We start from the raw sequence: 16,565 nt of genomic DNA on the forward strand, positions 1-16,565 counted from the left end.
AGGAATATTAAATGAAAAAAACAGATGAAATTTTAAAAAAGAAACAAAACACTACTCTAAAAATGGCAACTATAACAACTAACATGTTAGCAAAATACATTTTTGAAGAAATAAAAAAACTTGATGGTGAGAGTTTGGCTAAATATGAATACTTAGCTGGGTTTCAATCTCATGAAGAAGATATAGATGTTTATGAAGTTTTAGAGGATATAGAAGCATATCAAAATGACGTTATTGATTCATTAGAAACAGATAGTTTTTGTGAAAACATTCTAACTAACTTTTATGGGAAAAATCATGAATATGAAACAATCCATTTTGATACAGAAGAAGAGTTGAACGAGTTTCTTTTAGAAGGAGATCTATTTATCATTAATGCATCTTTGATTATTAATGATGTTTCTGATGATTTAGATGCTTGCTCACAAGTTTTGGAAATGCTTGAAGCTGATAAATGCGATAACGATGAATAAGAGGAACATTAAATGAAAAAAACAGATGAATTACTTAAAAAGAAACTGATTAAACAGATTCAGGCAATCAGTGATAACACACACAAAAGCTTTTCAGCCTTTGCTTTTGCGGCAGCTACCGCCGCAAGGGATACAACCCGACTCTTTGCCTCTGAGATCGAAACAGGAGATTTCTTGGTAAGGCCGGATGTATACGCAAGAACACGCTACAGCAAGATCTGTGATGCCATAGAGACATACATAGAGCTGGTATCAGTCTCTGAACCGTATACAGACCTGTTAAGCGATGTATTCCATCAACTACAACTTGATTACGCACCACAGGCCAAGAGAACAGGACAGTTCCATACACCGAGTTCGTTAGCTAATGGTGTTGCGAGATTCAAGGGTAAAGAGTTCTATAAATCAGAACTTGATTTGTGTTGCGGTATGGGAGCGTTAGCTCTGGCAAGGGGTAGGTATGCTCTGGAACAAGGTAAGAGTATTGGTGTAATGAAAGGTGTAGATATTGATCCAACCTCGATAGCAGCATGTTTTGCTCAGTTGGCATACAACAATCTAAAAAATCCTGTGTTTCATTCGATAGAGTTAAAATGTATGAACGCTGTTATGTATTATGGCGATGAATGGGATATTCACTATCGTATTAAACTTTATGATAAAGAAGTAGATAATAATGATAAGTGCTTTGATATGGCGATAGGTTGAAGGATAACAATGAATTAGAAAATCATAAGTATTAAATATTAGGAGCATTATATGAAAAAAACAGATGAATTACTTAAAAAGAAACTGATTAAACAGATTCAGGCTATCAGTGATAACACACACAAAAGCTTTTCAGCCTTTGCTTTTGCGGCAGCTACCGCCGCAAGGGATACAACCCGGCTTTATGTCTCTGAGATCGAAACGGGTGATTTCTTGGTAAGGCCGGATGTATACGCAAGAACAAGCACCAGTGCTATCTGTGATGCCATAATGACATACATAGAGCTGGTATCAGTCTCTGATCCGTATACAGACCTGTTAAGCCCTATCTACAGTGAACTCATACTTGATGGAGCGCCACAGGCCAAGCGAAACGGGCAGTTTTACACACCTGATTCTGTAGCTACAGCCGTTGCCGAAATGATGGGGAACAGAGTCAACATCATAGAGCTTGATATGTGTTGTGGTATGGGAGCTTTATCACTCGCAAGAGCTAAATACAAACTGGAGCAAGGCCAGCAGATAACCAAGATGATTTGCATAGATCTTGATGATGTGGCTATAGCCTGTTGTTTTGCTCAGTTGGCGTACAACAACCTAATGAATACGGTGATCCACTCTATAGAGCTATGCTGTAGAAACGCTATCACTGATTACAATCAAGGTTATGAAACGACAATCAGTTATCGTTTAAAGATTAATGAAGCTAAAAAATACCGTCAAGAAATGGAATATTTAGATTTAGCAACAGGGTGATAAACCCTGTTTGCGACATTGATAACTTAATTATCAGTTGTGATTATTAAGTAAGATTTAGTATGCATTATTAGAGAGTGGCGTATTTACTGGGTTTAAAGCGGCTACATCAAATGCCTTTAAAATAATAGCATCGACTCTATTTTTTAATTTATCGTTATCTATTGACTTTCTCTTTATTTGTTTTAATTACAAATGTGAGGCTATCAATAATGACACCTCGCTAAATATTAACTAATGAATAATGGAGATTGTTATGAAAAGAACAGAAAAGTATTTTGAAAGAAAAGCAGACCAAGTATTAAAGGCATTATTTGGAAAGTGTAATTTAGTTTTATTAACAGGTGATACTGTTTTATGCGGTAAAGTTGTTTCTGAATTGAAAGCTAAATCCTCATTAGAAAGGAAGGTAAAAACACCCAAACAAAACACAAAGACTATTTACAATCATAGATCAGAGTTGATTTTTGAATATGATATTGAACATCCTAAGTTTTCAGACTGTAAGAGTGTTGAAGTAGTATTCATTGAAAGAGCTGATTATACCTATAGAGATGGTGATATAAATATAGCTCTTGATGCTTTAAAAGATAAAGATATAAAAGTTGTTTTAACATCCAATAAAAGCAGAAAAGAAATTGCTTACCTCTTAAAAAATAGACCTATGAAGACTATTGAAGTCAACTACCTTGAAAACAAAGCTTCTAAGAGAACAGCAGCAAACAAAGAAGCTATAGAAGCATTTGACACGGTAGAAACGTTCCCTGATGAGATACCACTCCCGGAAGTAGATAACGATGATGTGTTATCGGAACAGGCAATTAATGACATGCTTAACATGTATACTGAAAAAAATAACACTGAGACTGATGATTTATTAAATGAGATTTCATATCTTAAATCTCAACTAAAGGAAGAAGAGGAAATATCTAACTGTGGAAGAAAGTTATTAGAAGAGGCTGATGAATTTATACAGGGATTGATTGCTGAAAATAAAAAACTAAAAGAAGAAGTTAAAGAACATTCCATTGATTTATTCAGATTAGAAATGATTAATGATTTGAATGAAAGTGATTCTACTATGTATAAAAAAGAATACAATCAATTAAAGGATGAGAAAGAAGCTTTAACGTTAAGAATAGAAACTCTGGAAGAGGAAAAGAATAAAGCAGATGAGGATTATGATTACATTGTTCTCGAAAACATGACTCTTCAAAGTGAAATAATAGGTTTAGAAAGAAAGATTGAAGAATTAAAAAAAGAGCATGATGAAAAGATTAATAGTCTATATGGCGAGTTAGAGTATATTATAAAAAAGAAGAAATAAAGGAAGTGATTATGAAAAAAGATTATGAGCACTTAGAATTATCGGAAGAAGACGATGAGATCTTACTTACTTGTGAGGATGATGATTTTGAAAATGAATCCAGTAAGGAAATGACCTTTGATGATTTCATTAATAAACAGTTTGATTTCATGGCGGCTTTTAGTCTTGGTTTTCTTATGGTGTTGGCGTTCATTATATACTTGCCGTTCTTATTATTATCAACAACCGGGTTTGCTTTTTACAAGATGCTCAAGCAAGTATTTTAAATAATTAAAGGAGGAGGTTTAACTATCTTCTCTTTTTTAATTTATTTTCTCAATTAAACTTGACTTATAGTTAAAATATAATACAACATATCTATGAATAGAAATATTCATTACATTATAAACATTAAAAAAGGAAAACATTATGAAAATAGAAAACATACAAGAAGAAATAAAATCAGCATTTGAAGATAAAAGAATAGTAGTTGTGCGTGGTGGAAATATGTCTCACAGAGATGAGATTATGTTAGGCTTGAAGGATTTAAATATTGAAGGAATAGATAACATAGTTTTCTATAACGATTCTAATATTACAAAAGCTGCTCTCAGACGAGTAATGATGGAATCTATAAACACCTTATTTGTTTTTGACCATCTCGATATTAGTATATCTGAAAAAACTTATGACAAGCACTTTGGCGGAGAGGTAGATCAAATAAGAGGTATAGGTTATAGCTATTTTGCTATGGTTAACGATAACAGTTATGCAAATCGAATATTTGAAAAGCCATCTAATAACAACAAGGTTTTATCATTTACGAATGATAAGGTTTTTTTAAGTCCATATCTTGAACAACACACGAAAGAAAACTATGGCATAGAAGTTATCACAATAAAATAATAAGAGGAAATAAATTATGAATACAGTAAATAAATATATAAAAAATAAAACAACTCAAGTTAAAAAAGCTATATACTCAAGCAAAGTAATTATTTTAACAGGTGGAGAAGCCACAGGTAAAACTTCAATACTTAATCTATTGCGTAATAGCTCATCTAATACCAGATCAGAAAAACTTGATGCATGGAAGACTAAAGCATTTGGTTTAACATCTACAAAATTAAGTATTAACACAATCATCATTGATGGTATAGAACGTGATTGTCTTTTATTAGATGATTCGAGATTAGAGATAACTAAGCTTCACGCTCTAATGGACTATTTACGCTTTAAACATATCAGACTTGTTCTTACAACAACACTAAACCCTAAAGAGTTTAAAGAGCTGATTGGACATAAGCAGGGGCTTTGTTGAATAAATCAGATTTCGGGTAAGTCTCCCCCGTAGCGGGTTGTGTTTTCAGGCAATACGCACGCTTTCAGGCATACCTGCTTTCGTCATTTTGTTCAGCGCTCGTACCAGGGCCATAGCCTCCGCAACCTGACCATCGTAGTCACGCAGCGTCAGTGAACCCCCGAACAGCTGTTTTACCCGGTACATCGCCGTTTCCGCTATCGAGCGACGATTGTAATCTGTTGTCCATTTCCACCGCGCATTACTCCCGGTCATTCGCTGATTAGCCACTGCACGGTTACGGTCTGCATATTCACCGGGCCAGTAACCCGCACCTTTTCGGGGAGGGATAAGCGCGCTGATTTTCTTACGCCGCAGTTCATCGTGACATAGCCGGGTATCGTAAGCGCCATCGGCGGCGGCTGACCTGATTTTCCGGTGGGTTTGCCGGATTAACCCGGGGAAGGCCTCTGAGTCCGTAACGTTGTTCAGCGACAGGTCAGCGCAGATGATTTCATGTGTTTTACTGTCAACGGCGAGATGCAGCTTACGCCAGATACGGCGGCGTTCCTGGCCATGCTTTTTGACTTTCCACTCGCCTTCACCGAAGACCTTCAGCCCGGTGGAATCAATTACCAGGTGTGCGATTTCACCCCGGGTGGGCGTTTTGAAACTGACATTAACCGACTTTGCCCGCCTGCTGACACAGCTGTAATCCGGGCAGCGTAGCGGAACGTTCATCAGAGAAAAAATGGAATCAATAAAGCCCTGCGCAGCGCGCAGGGTCAGCCTGAATACGCGTTTAATGACCAGCACAGTCGTGATGGCAAGGTCAGAATAGCGCTGAGGTCTGCCTCGTGAAGAAGGTGTTGCTGACTCATACCAGGCCTGAATAGCTTCATCATCCAGCCAGAAAGTTATGGAGCCACGGTTGATGAGGGCTTTATTGTAGGTGGGCCAGTTGGTGATTTTGAACTTTTGCTTTGCCACGGAACGGTCTGCGTTGTCGGGAAGATGCGTGATCTGATCCTTCAACTCAGCAAAAGTTCGATTTATTCAACAAAGCCATAAGCAGGTTAAAACATTTGTTTTAGAGCATGTTGAAGACGACAGTAAAGAAGACAAGGTTAATACGCTTATGAATATGATTGCTAAAATTGAAAACGAGTTGAAATCCCTTAAATCTGAACTGGCTAATGTTTAAAGTGATAAAAGATTTTATCAAAATGGCGAAACAAGGGGCATAAGCCCCTTTGTCATTTCTGGAGTAGCACACCAATGTAAGACTCTCGTATTCACCCTCGTAACAAAAGCAAAAGTTTACCATTGAGACGATATTTGATATTGTTTCAGTATCGCATAACGAGGTCATAACGATGATGTCAGGTCTTGATGGTGGAAATTTTATCCTTAGCTCAATGGCTAAGGAAAGGGTCAGATCAGGTCTACTTGATAGAGCAACAATACAAGGCTCTAAAGGCGAGTATACCGTGATTTTTGATGGTTCAGAGTGGGAAGGTAAGCCATTAGTCTTATGTAGCTCAAGACAGCCATACGAAGCACGGCTCTTCAAAAGCATTGATGGTGCGGTAGCCGAACTAATGCGCATAGGTTTAAGTGAAGCTTCAATCAAAAACACCACCAAATCGAACAATAAATAATCAGGTTTAACATGGATATGCAAAAAGAAACGCTTTTTTCAGAAGTAGAAACAGCTAACAGCAAGCAGCTTGCTGTATTAAAGGCTAACTTCCCACAGTGTTTTGATAAAAACGGGGCGTTCATTCAAGAGAAGCTACTTGAGATCGTCAAATCCTCGGATGTTGAACTCTCTAAAGAATCATACAGCTTAAACTGGCTGGGTAAGTCCTATGCCCGGCTGTTGGCTAACCTACCACCGAAGACGTTGCTCACCGAAGATAAAGACCATAACCAACTTGAAGAGAACAAGAACAGTCAGAATCTGTTAATCAAAGGGGATAACCTCGAAGTATTGAAGCATATGGTTAATGCTTATGCTGAAAAGGTGAAGATGATTTATATTGATCCGCCATATAACACAGGTTCTGATGGGTTCGTCTATAATGACGATCGCAAGTTCACGCCTGAACAGCTTTCTGAGCTGGCTGGTATTGGTCTTGATGAAGCTACACGCATTCTTGAATTTACTACAAAAGGCTCAAGCAGCCATAGTGCATGGCTGACGTTTATTTATCCACGTTTATATGTAGCTAAAGAATTAATGTGTGATGAAGGTGTTATATGCATTTCGATTGATGAAAACGAACATTCCCAATTAAAAATATTGTGCGATGAAGTTTTTGGTGAGCATAATTTTATCACTGACTTTGTGTGGAAGAATAAAAAGGGTGGTGGAAATGATTCTGTTCATGTAGCAATTGAACATGAGTATATTTTAATGTACTCAAAAAATAAAAGTAGTCTTGAGCGCTTGTTTGAAACGTACAAGCCAGAGTATTTGTCAAGATACAATCAAGAAGATAATGAATCAAAATATTATTGGGACACGTTTAAAAGAAAATCAGGGAAACAATATTATCCAATAACTTGCCGTGATGGTACAGTGCTGGAATATGATGATAACGGTAATAAGATTAGCTGGCTTCGTTCAAGAAATAGATTTGAAAGTGATTTAGAAAAAGGAGACGTCAGATTAATCCAAAAGGAAGATGGAGGTTGGTCCGTACAATTTAAACAACGATTACCAAAAGGGAAAAAACCAAGATCAATTCTCATTAATGAAACTTTACTTGATAAATCAGGTACAACTAGCGATGGAAGTAGTGATTTGTTAGATTTGTTTGATTTTCATCCATTCGATAATCCAAAACCTTTAAAGCTACTATCTGATTTGATTAACATAGTTGTTTCTGATGGCGATTATGTTCTTGATTTTTTTGGTGGTTCAGGTTCAACAGCTCATGCAATCTTAGAATTGAACAAAAATGACAATGCCTATAGAAAGTTTATATTGGTGCAAATTGATGAAAAACTGAAAAATGATGATTTTGCGTACGATAAAGGATATAAAACAATCTTTGATATTACAAAAGATAGAATCATCAAGGCCGGAGAAAAAATAAAAAAAGCAAATCCAGATTATAATGGAGATATTGGTTTCAAAATCTTTGAAACAGTAAATGATTTCCGTGCGAAAAATGAATCAGAGCTAACACTTTCTAACCTTAGTTTCTTCGATGATGTTGTATTGACTCCTGAACAGTATGACACCTTATTAACTACATGGTGTGTGTATGATGGTAGTTTGTTAACAACACCAATTGAAGATGTTGATCTTGATGGCTACAAAGCGCACTTATGCGATGGTCGTCTGTATATGATTGCGCCTAATTTCACCAGTGAAGCACTGAAAGCTTTACTTCAAAAGCTGGATTCAGACAAAGACTTTGACCCTAACAAAGTCGTGTTTTATGGCAGCAACTTCGAAAGTGCGAAACAGATGGAACTCAATGAAGCACTAAAAAGTTATGCTAATAAAAAATCTATTGATTTAGATTTGGTGGTAAGGAACTAATCATGTCTAAAGGGTTCACATTCGAAAAGAATTTACCTCATCAAAAGGCTGGCGTTGATGCGGTGATGAATGTCTTTGTATCTGCCATACCTCATCAGACGGATAATGTTGCTATTCGCCTGTTATCTAATCCAGAACTGAATCTGTCTGAACAGCAATACTACAACAACATAAAAAATGTTCAGGAGTTCAATGGTATTGAGCATTCAAAAGATAATTACGATGCTAAAAGCAACGTCATTGACGTTTCTATGGAGACAGGGACGGGTAAAACCTATACCTACACAAAAACCATTTTTGATCTGAACAAATCTTTTGGCGTTAATAAATTTATTATTATTGTTCCTACCCTATCGATAAAGGCCGGGACAGTTAACTTTTTAAAAAGCGATGCTTTAAAAGAGCATTTTAGAGATGATTACGAGCGTGAACTAAAGACTTATGTTGTTGAAAGTCAGAAAAGCTCTGGAAAAAACACAAAATCGTATATGCCTCAAGCTATTCATGATTTTGTTGAAGCAAGTAATTTTAACAAGAAATATATACACGTCCTTGTAATCAACTCAGGTATGATTAACTCCAAGTCGTTAACTGACACTTATGATGTGGGTTTGTTTGATAATCAGTTTGATACGCCATTTGCTGCTCTTAGTGCGGTTAAACCATTCATTATTATTGATGAACCTCATAAGTTCCCGACAGCTAAAAAAACATGGGAAAATATTGAGAAATTCAATGCTCAATATATCATCCGCTATGGCGCAACCTTTAGTGAAGGCTATAAAAACTTAGTTTATCGTCTCACCGCCGTAGATGCATTCAATGAAGACCTTGTTAAAGGTATAGATGCTTACATTGAAGATATGATTGGTGATGGTAATGCCAGTCTCAGATTTGTTAAATCCGATGGGAAAGAAGCCACTTTTGAACTGAATGAAAATGGCAACAAGAAAAAATTCAAATTAGCAAAAGATGAATCACTATCTAAAACACATAGTGCAATTCATGATTTAACGCTGGATGCCTTGAACAAGAGCACGGCAGTGTTGAGTAATGGTATTGAACTAAAAATTGGTGGTTCAATAAACCCCTACTCTTACGATCAGACGCTCGCTGATAACATGATGCTTAAAGCAGTCAAAGAACATTTTAAGTTAGAAAAAGAGTATCTGACACAAAGACCACGTATAAAGCCTCTTACTCTATTCTTCATTGATGACATTGAAGGGTATCGTGATGGTAATGATATTGCCGGAAGCCTGAAAACTAAGTTTGAAGCGTTCATTTTGGCAGAAGCGAATGAACTGTTAAAAACAGAAAAAGATGAGTTTTACAGAAACTACCTTGAAAAAACTGTTAAGGATGTATCTTCTGTTCATGGTGGTTATTTTTCAAAAGATAATAGTGATAAGGATGATAAAATTGAACAGGAAATCAACGAAATCCTTCATGACAAAGAGCGTTTATTATCTTTAGATAATCCTCGCCGTTTCATTTTCTCTAAGTGGACATTGAGGGAAGGCTGGGATAACCCTAACGTATTCCAGATTTGTAAGCTACGTTCGAGCGGTAGCACCACATCTAAACTTCAAGAAGTAGGGCGTGGGTTGCGTCTTCCAGTGAATGAATACATGTGCCGAGTGAAAGATCGCAATTTTACACTCAACTACTATGTTGATTTTACGGAAAAGGATTTTGTCGATTCTCTTGTCAAAGAGGTCAACGATAGCTCCTTCAAAGAAACTGTTCCAAGTAAGTTTACTGAAGAGCTTAAGGTTAAAATCCTAACTAAGTATCCTGAGCTTTCATCCAGAACGCTCATGAATGAAGTTTTTGATGATGAAATCATTGATGATAATGACAACTTTAAAGATTCTGATGCCTATAGTCGCTTAAAAGCCAAATATCCAGCGGCATTCCCTACTGGGTTAAAACCAAGCAAAATCAAAAAAGCCACTGATGGGAAAAAACGCACTAAAATGCGTATTGGCAAGTTCACTGAACTGAAAGAACTTTGGGACCTGATCAATCAGAAAGCAGTTATTGAGTACAAAATAAACAGCGAGCATGAGTTTTTATCCATTTTCAAATCATTCATGCTTGAAGAAGCAGATAGATTTACTAAATCAGGCGTTCATACTCGCATAGATAGGATTTACATCCATAATGATACGGCGATGTCGAAAAGCATTATAAGTGATGATGATAACTTTGCTAAACTCAACACAATGAGTTATCGAGAATTTCTTGATAACTTATCACAAACCATGTTTGCTAAACATGATACTTTGCATAAGGTATTTTGTTATATAAAGGATACTATAAATATCACTGACTACCTGAACATTCAGACAATCAGAAAAATTAAATCTGGGTTTAGTAAATATCTGCTTAACAATTCGTTTAACAAATTCAGTCTTGGATATAATGTTATTTCAGGATCGATTCATCCTACAAAGTTCACTAATGAAGAAGGAAGTCCTCTAAACGAGGTTTTGTCGAGTGATCTTGGTGTATTACATGATAATACGAAACCACCGTTAGATTCTTATCTTTTTGAAGAAGTTTTTTACGACTCAGAGCTTGAACGACTCAACATCACAGATGGAGAGATCCAGTCTGTAGCTGTTTTTACGAAGATACCGAAGAACTCTATTAAAATTCCGGTAGCAGGAGGATACACGTATTCCCCTGACTTTGCTTATGTTGTTAAAACTACAAGTGGTGATTACTTAAACTTTATCATTGAAACAAAAAATGTAGATGGTAAAGATAGTTTGCGGCTTGAAGAACAACGCAAAATTGCACATGCTCAGGCATTGTTTAATCAAATAAGCAAAACAATCAAGGTTGAATTCATGACTCAATTTGCTAATGATGAGATTTATGAGTTAATAAAGAACGCACAAGCTTAGTTCTTAGTGATGAAGGAGGTCAACGCCTCCTTCATCAAAATTAATACATCATGAAGAAACACAGATGAAATACAAAAGCTTAAATGATTTTCTGGATGATAAAAAACGTAAGGAACAGCACAGGAAACGTCTTGCTGATAAGTTGTTTCATACGGTTCGCTCAGGTAGTGATACAGAGATTCAATCTGTTATAAAAGAATGTTCAGAAAGTGGCTTAGATTTTAAAGACGTAAAACATGATTATCTGTTAGAGTATTTTGATTCCTTCCATAACCGCTTTACCCCTCCTTCTATTCCCATCATTAAATTACTTATTAGCTATCAAAATAAAATATCTCACAAAGCCAAATTAGCTTTTTGCCGTAATGTATATTATCGTGGAATTTTAAAAGAAGAAGATTTATATGAAGTTTCTGAATTAATTATAAAATAAAGTCTCAATATAGATTGACTTATATTTAAAATCCCTTATATATTATAATATACACAATTAAATATAAGAGGGTTTTAAATATGAATTCTATAAAAGAGATTAAAACAATAGCTTTAGCGCATGGAATAATAAACGACATTAGAAAAGGCAGGAATCACAATGAAGTTTTCGCAAGTTCAGAAAGAATAGATGTTGATTATTTAACTAAATATTTAAGCGGCAAGCTTGGTAAGAAAATAACAACATTCAAGAAACTTGATGGCATACTTTCATATAGCAAAAGAAAAAATGAAATAGTAGCGGGTTCAGTCTTCTTTTACGCTCCTGAAAATGATCAGGACAGTGAGAAAGAAGCTCAGTTCTTAAAGATGTTAACGTTCAAGTTAGCTCAAAGTAATTCATTCTTCATACATTTTAAAGACCAAAATAAAGGAGGGTTATAATGATATTGGATTCAATTAGTTTTAATGAACACGATTACCACTTAGTTTCTAATACAACAGCGACATACGAAATAAAACTAAAAATAGTCAAAGTTTTACGTGGGCGTAAGTTTGAAAGATTCAGGGTAGATAGTCCGTTTGTCGAAATACTCAAAGTGGCATATGCCCCGGCAGGTAAGAAAAGAGCAAATGAAACAACGAGTATTATTGAGCAAATGAAAGAGGACTTAACAAACATAGTTCTTGAAGAGGCGGTAAAAACACAGGATAAGGCAATGAGTTTTATAAAAGGTGATTCAGATGGAGATGATAAATGATTTATTGGTGTTAGTAAAAACAAGTGCGTTTGTGATGGGGTTGTATTTTTCATGTGTTTATACAGAAAGAACACGAAGAGACATTATAAGGGCGTGGTTTAAAAGGAATATAATAGTTGTTGAAAAGCTTATGACTGTAAGCGGTAGTATAGAAGAAAGCACTTTCAAAAAGGATTGGTTTAATCCAAAAGATTACTTAAAGTTTACGATAGCGACAATAACTATTCTTTTCTTTATACACTTAACAGCAATGGCAGTAGGTATTGATGAAGGCATAATTATCTTGATGATGATACATTTATGGATTTTATCAATGTTAATTATCAGAAGATACAGAAAACAAAAAAGAATCAACGCAAGAACCAAAAGCAGCAGAGAAGCTTTTAATGGAATGAGCGTATTTTTAAACTAATAAAAGAAGGATTACATTATGAATATATTATCAATAGTATCTGGCGTTATAGTATTTTGTTTATTTATAGCGTTTTTTATTTATACAGGCATTAAAATCAAAAACAGTAAGAAATTAACAAAGATATATAAAAATATAGGATGGTTAGGAGTTGCTTTATTAGCTTCATTATTCATATCAGTTCATTTATCAAGAGAAGTTCACATTATTCTATCTCTTATATTTGTTCACTATTTAAAAATCACCTATTCAATGACTTTTATTTTGGGTGTTTTCTTCTTAGGAAAGAAAATCCATTCAAAAATAAAAGGTTTTTTCAAGCCAAAGTTTGCGGCATAAGGAGGTTTCAATGAAAGAACGTAAAAAAGGATTTAGCCTGATTGAAATGTTATTAGTGCTGGTAGTTGCTACTGGAATCGCCGGAGCAACGTTTTACGGGTATAGCAAGCTGCAGGAAGGGTTCAGAACAAGCAACGCTATACGTGATCTGGCAACTATCAGTAAAGCCATGAGCGCTATAACAGCTTCTAAGCCCACTGTAGCTGAAGCTAACAGTATGCTCATCAGTTCAAAGAGTCTTCCCTCTACGATGGTAGACACCAGAACTAACACGCTTGTGAATGCTTATGGCGGTAAGCTCACAACGGCTTAGACGACTCTTATGATGTGTCTTACTACAATGTGCCACCAAGCGCCTGTTCTACGCTTGTAAGCAGCGGTAGGGTGGTTTATAGAAACATAAGCAACACCACATCAGGATCTAAGATTGCGGCCACATCCAGCATGGCAGACATAACCGCTTTCTGTTCCAGCTTTAACACCAGTTCAGTGCTTGTTTTTACCAACGCCGACTAACCAAAAGCCCCAACCGGGGCTTGTCTTACCTACCTAACAAAATCCTAATTAACTAATTGATTTAACTAGTTTTTATTGATACTGTCACGCCGATCTGGTGCATAACTGACCACTTTTATAATGAATGAGGGTTGAGTATGAAAAAGTTTATGGCGGTTGCGGTTATCGGTATGGCTTCACTTCTGGCTGGTTGTAATGACGGCATTTATGGCGAATACATCAGTAAGCAGTATGGGGTAAGGCTTGATATTGAAAAGGACGTAATCAAGTTTAAAGACAGCACATTTAATGTTAAGTCATGGGATGAAAGCCAAAAACCTGTATACATTGCTAAAACACAAAACAAAGACATTGGATCTTGGACTTTCAAAATTGAGAAAGTAAAACAGGGCGTAGTTTATCAAGGCGTAGTTTTCGAAAAGGATTAATAAAATGGAAAATAAGACTGTTCGCTGCCCATTTTGTGATCACGAAACAAAACACGGCTTAGGTGTGTGTTTACCTTGCGGAGCAAACATAACATACGGTAAAGCACCGTTATGGTTTGGTCAAATTGGCGCTTTATTATCTGTCGTATTAAGCTTTGTGGTGCTGATTTTTTCAGAGAATATGTTTATTGGTTTAGCTTCTCTATTTGTGTTTTTGATCTTAACTGTGGTTCTTTCTAAAACCATCTATTCAGAAAGAGTAGTATTCTCAAGATAAAAGTTTTACAAGCCCCGCTCAGGGGCTTTCTTTTTTTAAAATAGAAATAAATTTGATTTATGCTTTTGTCATAGTGTTAACTTTAATTATTAAAAAACTAAAGGAAAACATTATGAATAACATACAGCATTTATCAAAACTCATCACTGAAATCAAAAACCCTTTATCACCTTCGAATGCTAACAATCTAATAAAAGGTATTGAGCTATTTACTGGCTTTTGCCTTTATCTTGTTTGCGATGGATTAACCAAGAAGAAGGATTCAACATTCAAAATAACATCTGAAATATTTGATGGCAACATCATAGCTAACATGCCTAAGAATGAGGTTGTTAAATATACAAGAGCAGCAGATGCCGCTTTTCTCTATATGGACATTATAAAACAGGAAGAAGCTTTTACAGACGTTCTATCAGAGCTGTTTGAAGATCTCTACCTCACAGGCAAGAACGGCGATGGATTAGGCCAGTTCCTTACTCCTATGGACATTAGCAGCCTCACAGCGTCATTACAGGCATCATCAGACCCTTCTGGAACGTTCTATGAAGAATGTTGTGGTGCAGGATCTATGACACTGGCAAGGCTCAGAGAACGCTGTAGGAGAGAAGGACACTATCTTGAACAGGCTGTTCAAATGAACGACATAGATCCACTAATGGTTAAAATGGCTATTGTTCAGATTATGGCTCCAGTAGCTTTTAAAGACGTAGATATAAAATCAGTCAAAATATTTAATGGCAATGCGTTATTAAACAACTTAAAAAAATCCTTTAGTTATACCTCTTATCATAATAAAAAACAAAAAGTATAAAATAAATTTGACTTTTTCTTTTTTATAGATTAAAGATTATTAACCAAAACAAAAAAGGAGAAGTCATATGATAAAACACAAAACATTTATAGACGAATTAAAGGCTAAAGCAAAAGTATTATCTCAAGGCGAGGCTGTTATTCTTTTAGACGAAATAAACAGAAGAGAAGGGTTTCAGGCGACAATAGATTTTGTGTCAGATAACTTACCAGCATTAAGAGATCACTTTATAAATAACACTGTTAATCTTAAGGGTTGTAGAAATATTAATTCAGTTTTGATTAATATGTTAATAGCACACTTTCAGAACACATATCTAAAATCATTTATACCAACAGCCAATAATAAAACCACTATAAAAAGGATATAACTACACCGTTTATCTGAAACATAAAGTAAAAGTATATTTAACTATATACTTTTATTTTATATCGGTTATAGGTATATACATAAACCAAAACAAAAGGAGAAGTATAATGAAAATAGAACACACAACAGTAATGATAGATAAATCCTTAGATGATGCAATAATGGATTTGAAAAGGAGAGAGAAAATAAAAAGAACAAACGATAATTTTATAGCAATGCTCAAAGGGGAAAAAAATATTGTATCTTTTGAAGCGGCACAAGAAGCAGACTTTGAAATGGCTGAAGCTATAATGAACTATGATCTAACGAAGAAAAAAGAAAACATTATTGAGCATTTGATTAATGATTACTGGAGTAGTAGAGAAAAATCTAAATTTTTCATTTCAAGAATAAAAAATGATTCATCTAAATATTTATTCGGTAAAAACAATAAAAATGAAGGTTTTTACTTAGTATGGAATAATAATGCTGTAAGGGATTTAACGAAAGACATTTATCAAGATATAATTAAAGAAGGTAAGCATTTTAATCTATCAAATAAATATCATGTTTTCGCTACTGGAATGTTGATTGGTAGGAAAAATATAACCTTCTATAAAACAGGAAATGATATAGTATAAAAAATATAATTTAACGAGGTGATATATGGAAAAACAATTTATTAGCTTTCAACAAATCGTGAAGGAGATAAAAGAGCTTGAGTTAAAAAAAAATGAAACTATGTATTTTAATGAGTTCTTAAACATACTTTATAGAGAAGAGTTATTGTCTTATGACGTTGAACAGCATGAAGCATTTATCAAGAGCAATAGAGATTACATTGAATCCTTAAAAAACAAGAGGAGGAGATATCAATCAAGGTTTATTATTGTTGTATATTTAAGAGATATGTATAACGAGCTTAAGAAGCTGAACAGATCTTTAGGCTTGACAACAAGCAATAAAAATATTGAGCTTATTGAAGAATATGAGTCTATCAGCGGTCAGGAAAAAGAATTAGATAATGGTAAAAAGGCTGTGTTCTTGGTTGATATGAAGTATAAAAATAAAAAAGAGATCATAATCAGCATCATGGACGTTAACAAGAACCCTGCTGATTACAGCCCCTATGAAGACAGGACAGTATACAGGGAAGTGATTAATACGTTCAGGAGGCCAGTAGCTTACCTTAAGGCTCTACAGCGTGGTTTAGAGGCTTTCGACCAG

Annotated in this window: 23 protein-coding genes; 22 read left to right on the forward strand and 1 reads right to left on the reverse strand. The window is 35.2% G+C overall.

The features are described from left to right. Positions 1–11 precede the first annotated feature (11 nt). The 7 genes from HV340_RS24155 to HV340_RS24185 all read left to right on the forward strand — a co-directional run bounded on the left by HV340_RS24155 (position 12) and on the right by HV340_RS24185 (position 4,564). Positions 12–473, forward strand: coding sequence for a hypothetical protein (locus HV340_RS24155; protein WP_048242325.1), 462 nt, complete (start codon positions 12–14; stop codon positions 471–473). 12 nt (positions 474–485) lie between these two features. Beyond that, positions 486–1,181 carry an N-6 DNA methylase gene (locus HV340_RS24160; RefSeq protein ID WP_048242324.1) on the forward strand — a complete coding sequence of 232 codons (696 nt, stop codon included), beginning with the start codon at positions 486–488 and terminating at the stop codon, positions 1,179–1,181. A 51-nt stretch (positions 1,182–1,232) separates the two neighbouring features. Beyond that, complete coding sequence (locus HV340_RS24165; protein ID WP_045351302.1) at positions 1,233–1,937, forward strand: N-6 DNA methylase; 705 nt, start codon at positions 1,233–1,235, stop codon at positions 1,935–1,937. A gap of 256 nt (positions 1,938–2,193) precedes the next feature. Then, the gene (locus HV340_RS24170) at positions 2,194–3,264 is read left to right on the forward strand and encodes a hypothetical protein (protein WP_223229624.1); all 1,071 of its coding nucleotides are present in this window, start codon (positions 2,194–2,196) and stop codon (positions 3,262–3,264) included. 11 nt (positions 3,265–3,275) lie between these two features. Beyond that, on the forward strand, positions 3,276–3,530 hold the full coding sequence (locus HV340_RS24175; RefSeq protein ID WP_050395484.1) for a hypothetical protein: 255 nt from the start codon (positions 3,276–3,278) through the stop codon (positions 3,528–3,530). A 142-nt stretch (positions 3,531–3,672) separates the two neighbouring features. Then, entirely contained in the window at positions 3,673–4,149 is a 477-nt protein-coding gene (locus HV340_RS24180; RefSeq protein ID WP_059347871.1) for a hypothetical protein, read from the forward strand. A gap of 16 nt (positions 4,150–4,165) precedes the next feature. Next, a complete protein-coding gene (locus HV340_RS24185; RefSeq protein ID WP_249415721.1) occupies positions 4,166–4,564 on the forward strand; it encodes a hypothetical protein in 399 nt (132 codons plus the stop codon). 45 nt (positions 4,565–4,609) lie between these two features. On the opposite strand, the gene HV340_RS24190 is transcribed toward HV340_RS24185, so the two are convergent. Then, entirely contained in the window at positions 4,610–5,578 is a 969-nt protein-coding gene (locus HV340_RS24190) for an IS5-like element IS903B family transposase (protein ID WP_000654804.1), read from the reverse strand. A 341-nt stretch (positions 5,579–5,919) separates the two neighbouring features. On the opposite strand from HV340_RS24190, the gene HV340_RS24195 reads away from it, so the two are divergent. The 15 genes from HV340_RS24195 to HV340_RS24270 form a co-directional block, all read left to right on the forward strand. Further along, entirely contained in the window at positions 5,920–6,204 is a 285-nt protein-coding gene (locus tag HV340_RS24195; protein ID WP_077257440.1) for a hypothetical protein, read from the forward strand. A gap of 11 nt (positions 6,205–6,215) precedes the next feature. Beyond that, on the forward strand, positions 6,216–8,099 hold the full coding sequence (locus HV340_RS24200; RefSeq protein WP_249415722.1) for a site-specific DNA-methyltransferase: 1,884 nt from the start codon (positions 6,216–6,218) through the stop codon (positions 8,097–8,099). Between the two features lie 2 nt (positions 8,100–8,101). Next, positions 8,102–11,014 (forward strand): type III restriction-modification system endonuclease, encoded by a 2,913-nt coding sequence (locus HV340_RS24205; RefSeq protein WP_059347868.1) that lies wholly within the window; start codon positions 8,102–8,104, stop codon positions 11,012–11,014. A 64-nt stretch (positions 11,015–11,078) separates the two neighbouring features. Further along, positions 11,079–11,447 (forward strand): hypothetical protein, encoded by a 369-nt coding sequence (locus tag HV340_RS24210; RefSeq protein ID WP_048242317.1) that lies wholly within the window; start codon positions 11,079–11,081, stop codon positions 11,445–11,447. An 80-nt stretch (positions 11,448–11,527) separates the two neighbouring features. After that, on the forward strand, positions 11,528–11,890 hold the full coding sequence (locus HV340_RS24215) for a hypothetical protein (protein ID WP_048242316.1): 363 nt from the start codon (positions 11,528–11,530) through the stop codon (positions 11,888–11,890). After that, positions 11,890–12,207: a hypothetical protein gene (locus tag HV340_RS24220; RefSeq protein ID WP_001569517.1), complete on the forward strand. Its 318-nt coding sequence runs from the start codon at positions 11,890–11,892 to the stop codon at positions 12,205–12,207. The genes HV340_RS24215 and HV340_RS24220 overlap by 1 nt, the downstream gene beginning before the upstream one ends. Continuing rightward, complete coding sequence (locus HV340_RS24225; RefSeq protein WP_059347867.1) at positions 12,191–12,619, forward strand: hypothetical protein; 429 nt, start codon at positions 12,191–12,193, stop codon at positions 12,617–12,619. Before HV340_RS24220 ends, HV340_RS24225 begins: the two co-directional genes overlap by 17 nt. An 18-nt stretch (positions 12,620–12,637) precedes the next feature. Continuing rightward, the gene (locus HV340_RS24230; protein ID WP_048242314.1) at positions 12,638–12,958 is read left to right on the forward strand and encodes a hypothetical protein; all 321 of its coding nucleotides are present in this window, start codon (positions 12,638–12,640) and stop codon (positions 12,956–12,958) included. 10 nt (positions 12,959–12,968) lie between these two features. After that, on the forward strand, positions 12,969–13,271 hold the full coding sequence (locus HV340_RS24235) for a type II secretion system protein (protein WP_181216589.1): 303 nt from the start codon (positions 12,969–12,971) through the stop codon (positions 13,269–13,271). 340 nt (positions 13,272–13,611) lie between these two features. Beyond that, positions 13,612–13,902 (forward strand): hypothetical protein, encoded by a 291-nt coding sequence (locus HV340_RS24245; RefSeq protein WP_045351324.1) that lies wholly within the window; start codon positions 13,612–13,614, stop codon positions 13,900–13,902. Positions 13,903–13,906: 4 nt separating this feature from the next. Then, a complete protein-coding gene (locus HV340_RS24250) occupies positions 13,907–14,179 on the forward strand; it encodes a hypothetical protein (protein ID WP_128299080.1) in 273 nt (90 codons plus the stop codon). 112 nt (positions 14,180–14,291) lie between these two features. Beyond that, on the forward strand, positions 14,292–14,990 hold the full coding sequence (locus HV340_RS24255; protein WP_060437133.1) for an N-6 DNA methylase: 699 nt from the start codon (positions 14,292–14,294) through the stop codon (positions 14,988–14,990). A gap of 67 nt (positions 14,991–15,057) precedes the next feature. Beyond that, the gene (locus HV340_RS24260) at positions 15,058–15,360 is read left to right on the forward strand and encodes a hypothetical protein (protein ID WP_004148936.1); all 303 of its coding nucleotides are present in this window, start codon (positions 15,058–15,060) and stop codon (positions 15,358–15,360) included. A 106-nt stretch (positions 15,361–15,466) separates the two neighbouring features. Beyond that, entirely contained in the window at positions 15,467–15,979 is a 513-nt protein-coding gene (locus HV340_RS24265) for a hypothetical protein (RefSeq protein WP_004148937.1), read from the forward strand. A 25-nt stretch (positions 15,980–16,004) separates the two neighbouring features. After that, on the forward strand, positions 16,005–16,565 hold a 561-nt coding region (locus HV340_RS24270), incomplete at its 3' end, for a hypothetical protein (RefSeq protein ID WP_134874334.1).

The organism is Enterobacter sp. RHBSTW-00975, from assembly GCF_013615235.1.
Taxonomy (GTDB): Bacteria; Pseudomonadota; Gammaproteobacteria; order Enterobacterales; family Enterobacteriaceae; genus Enterobacter; species Enterobacter ludwigii.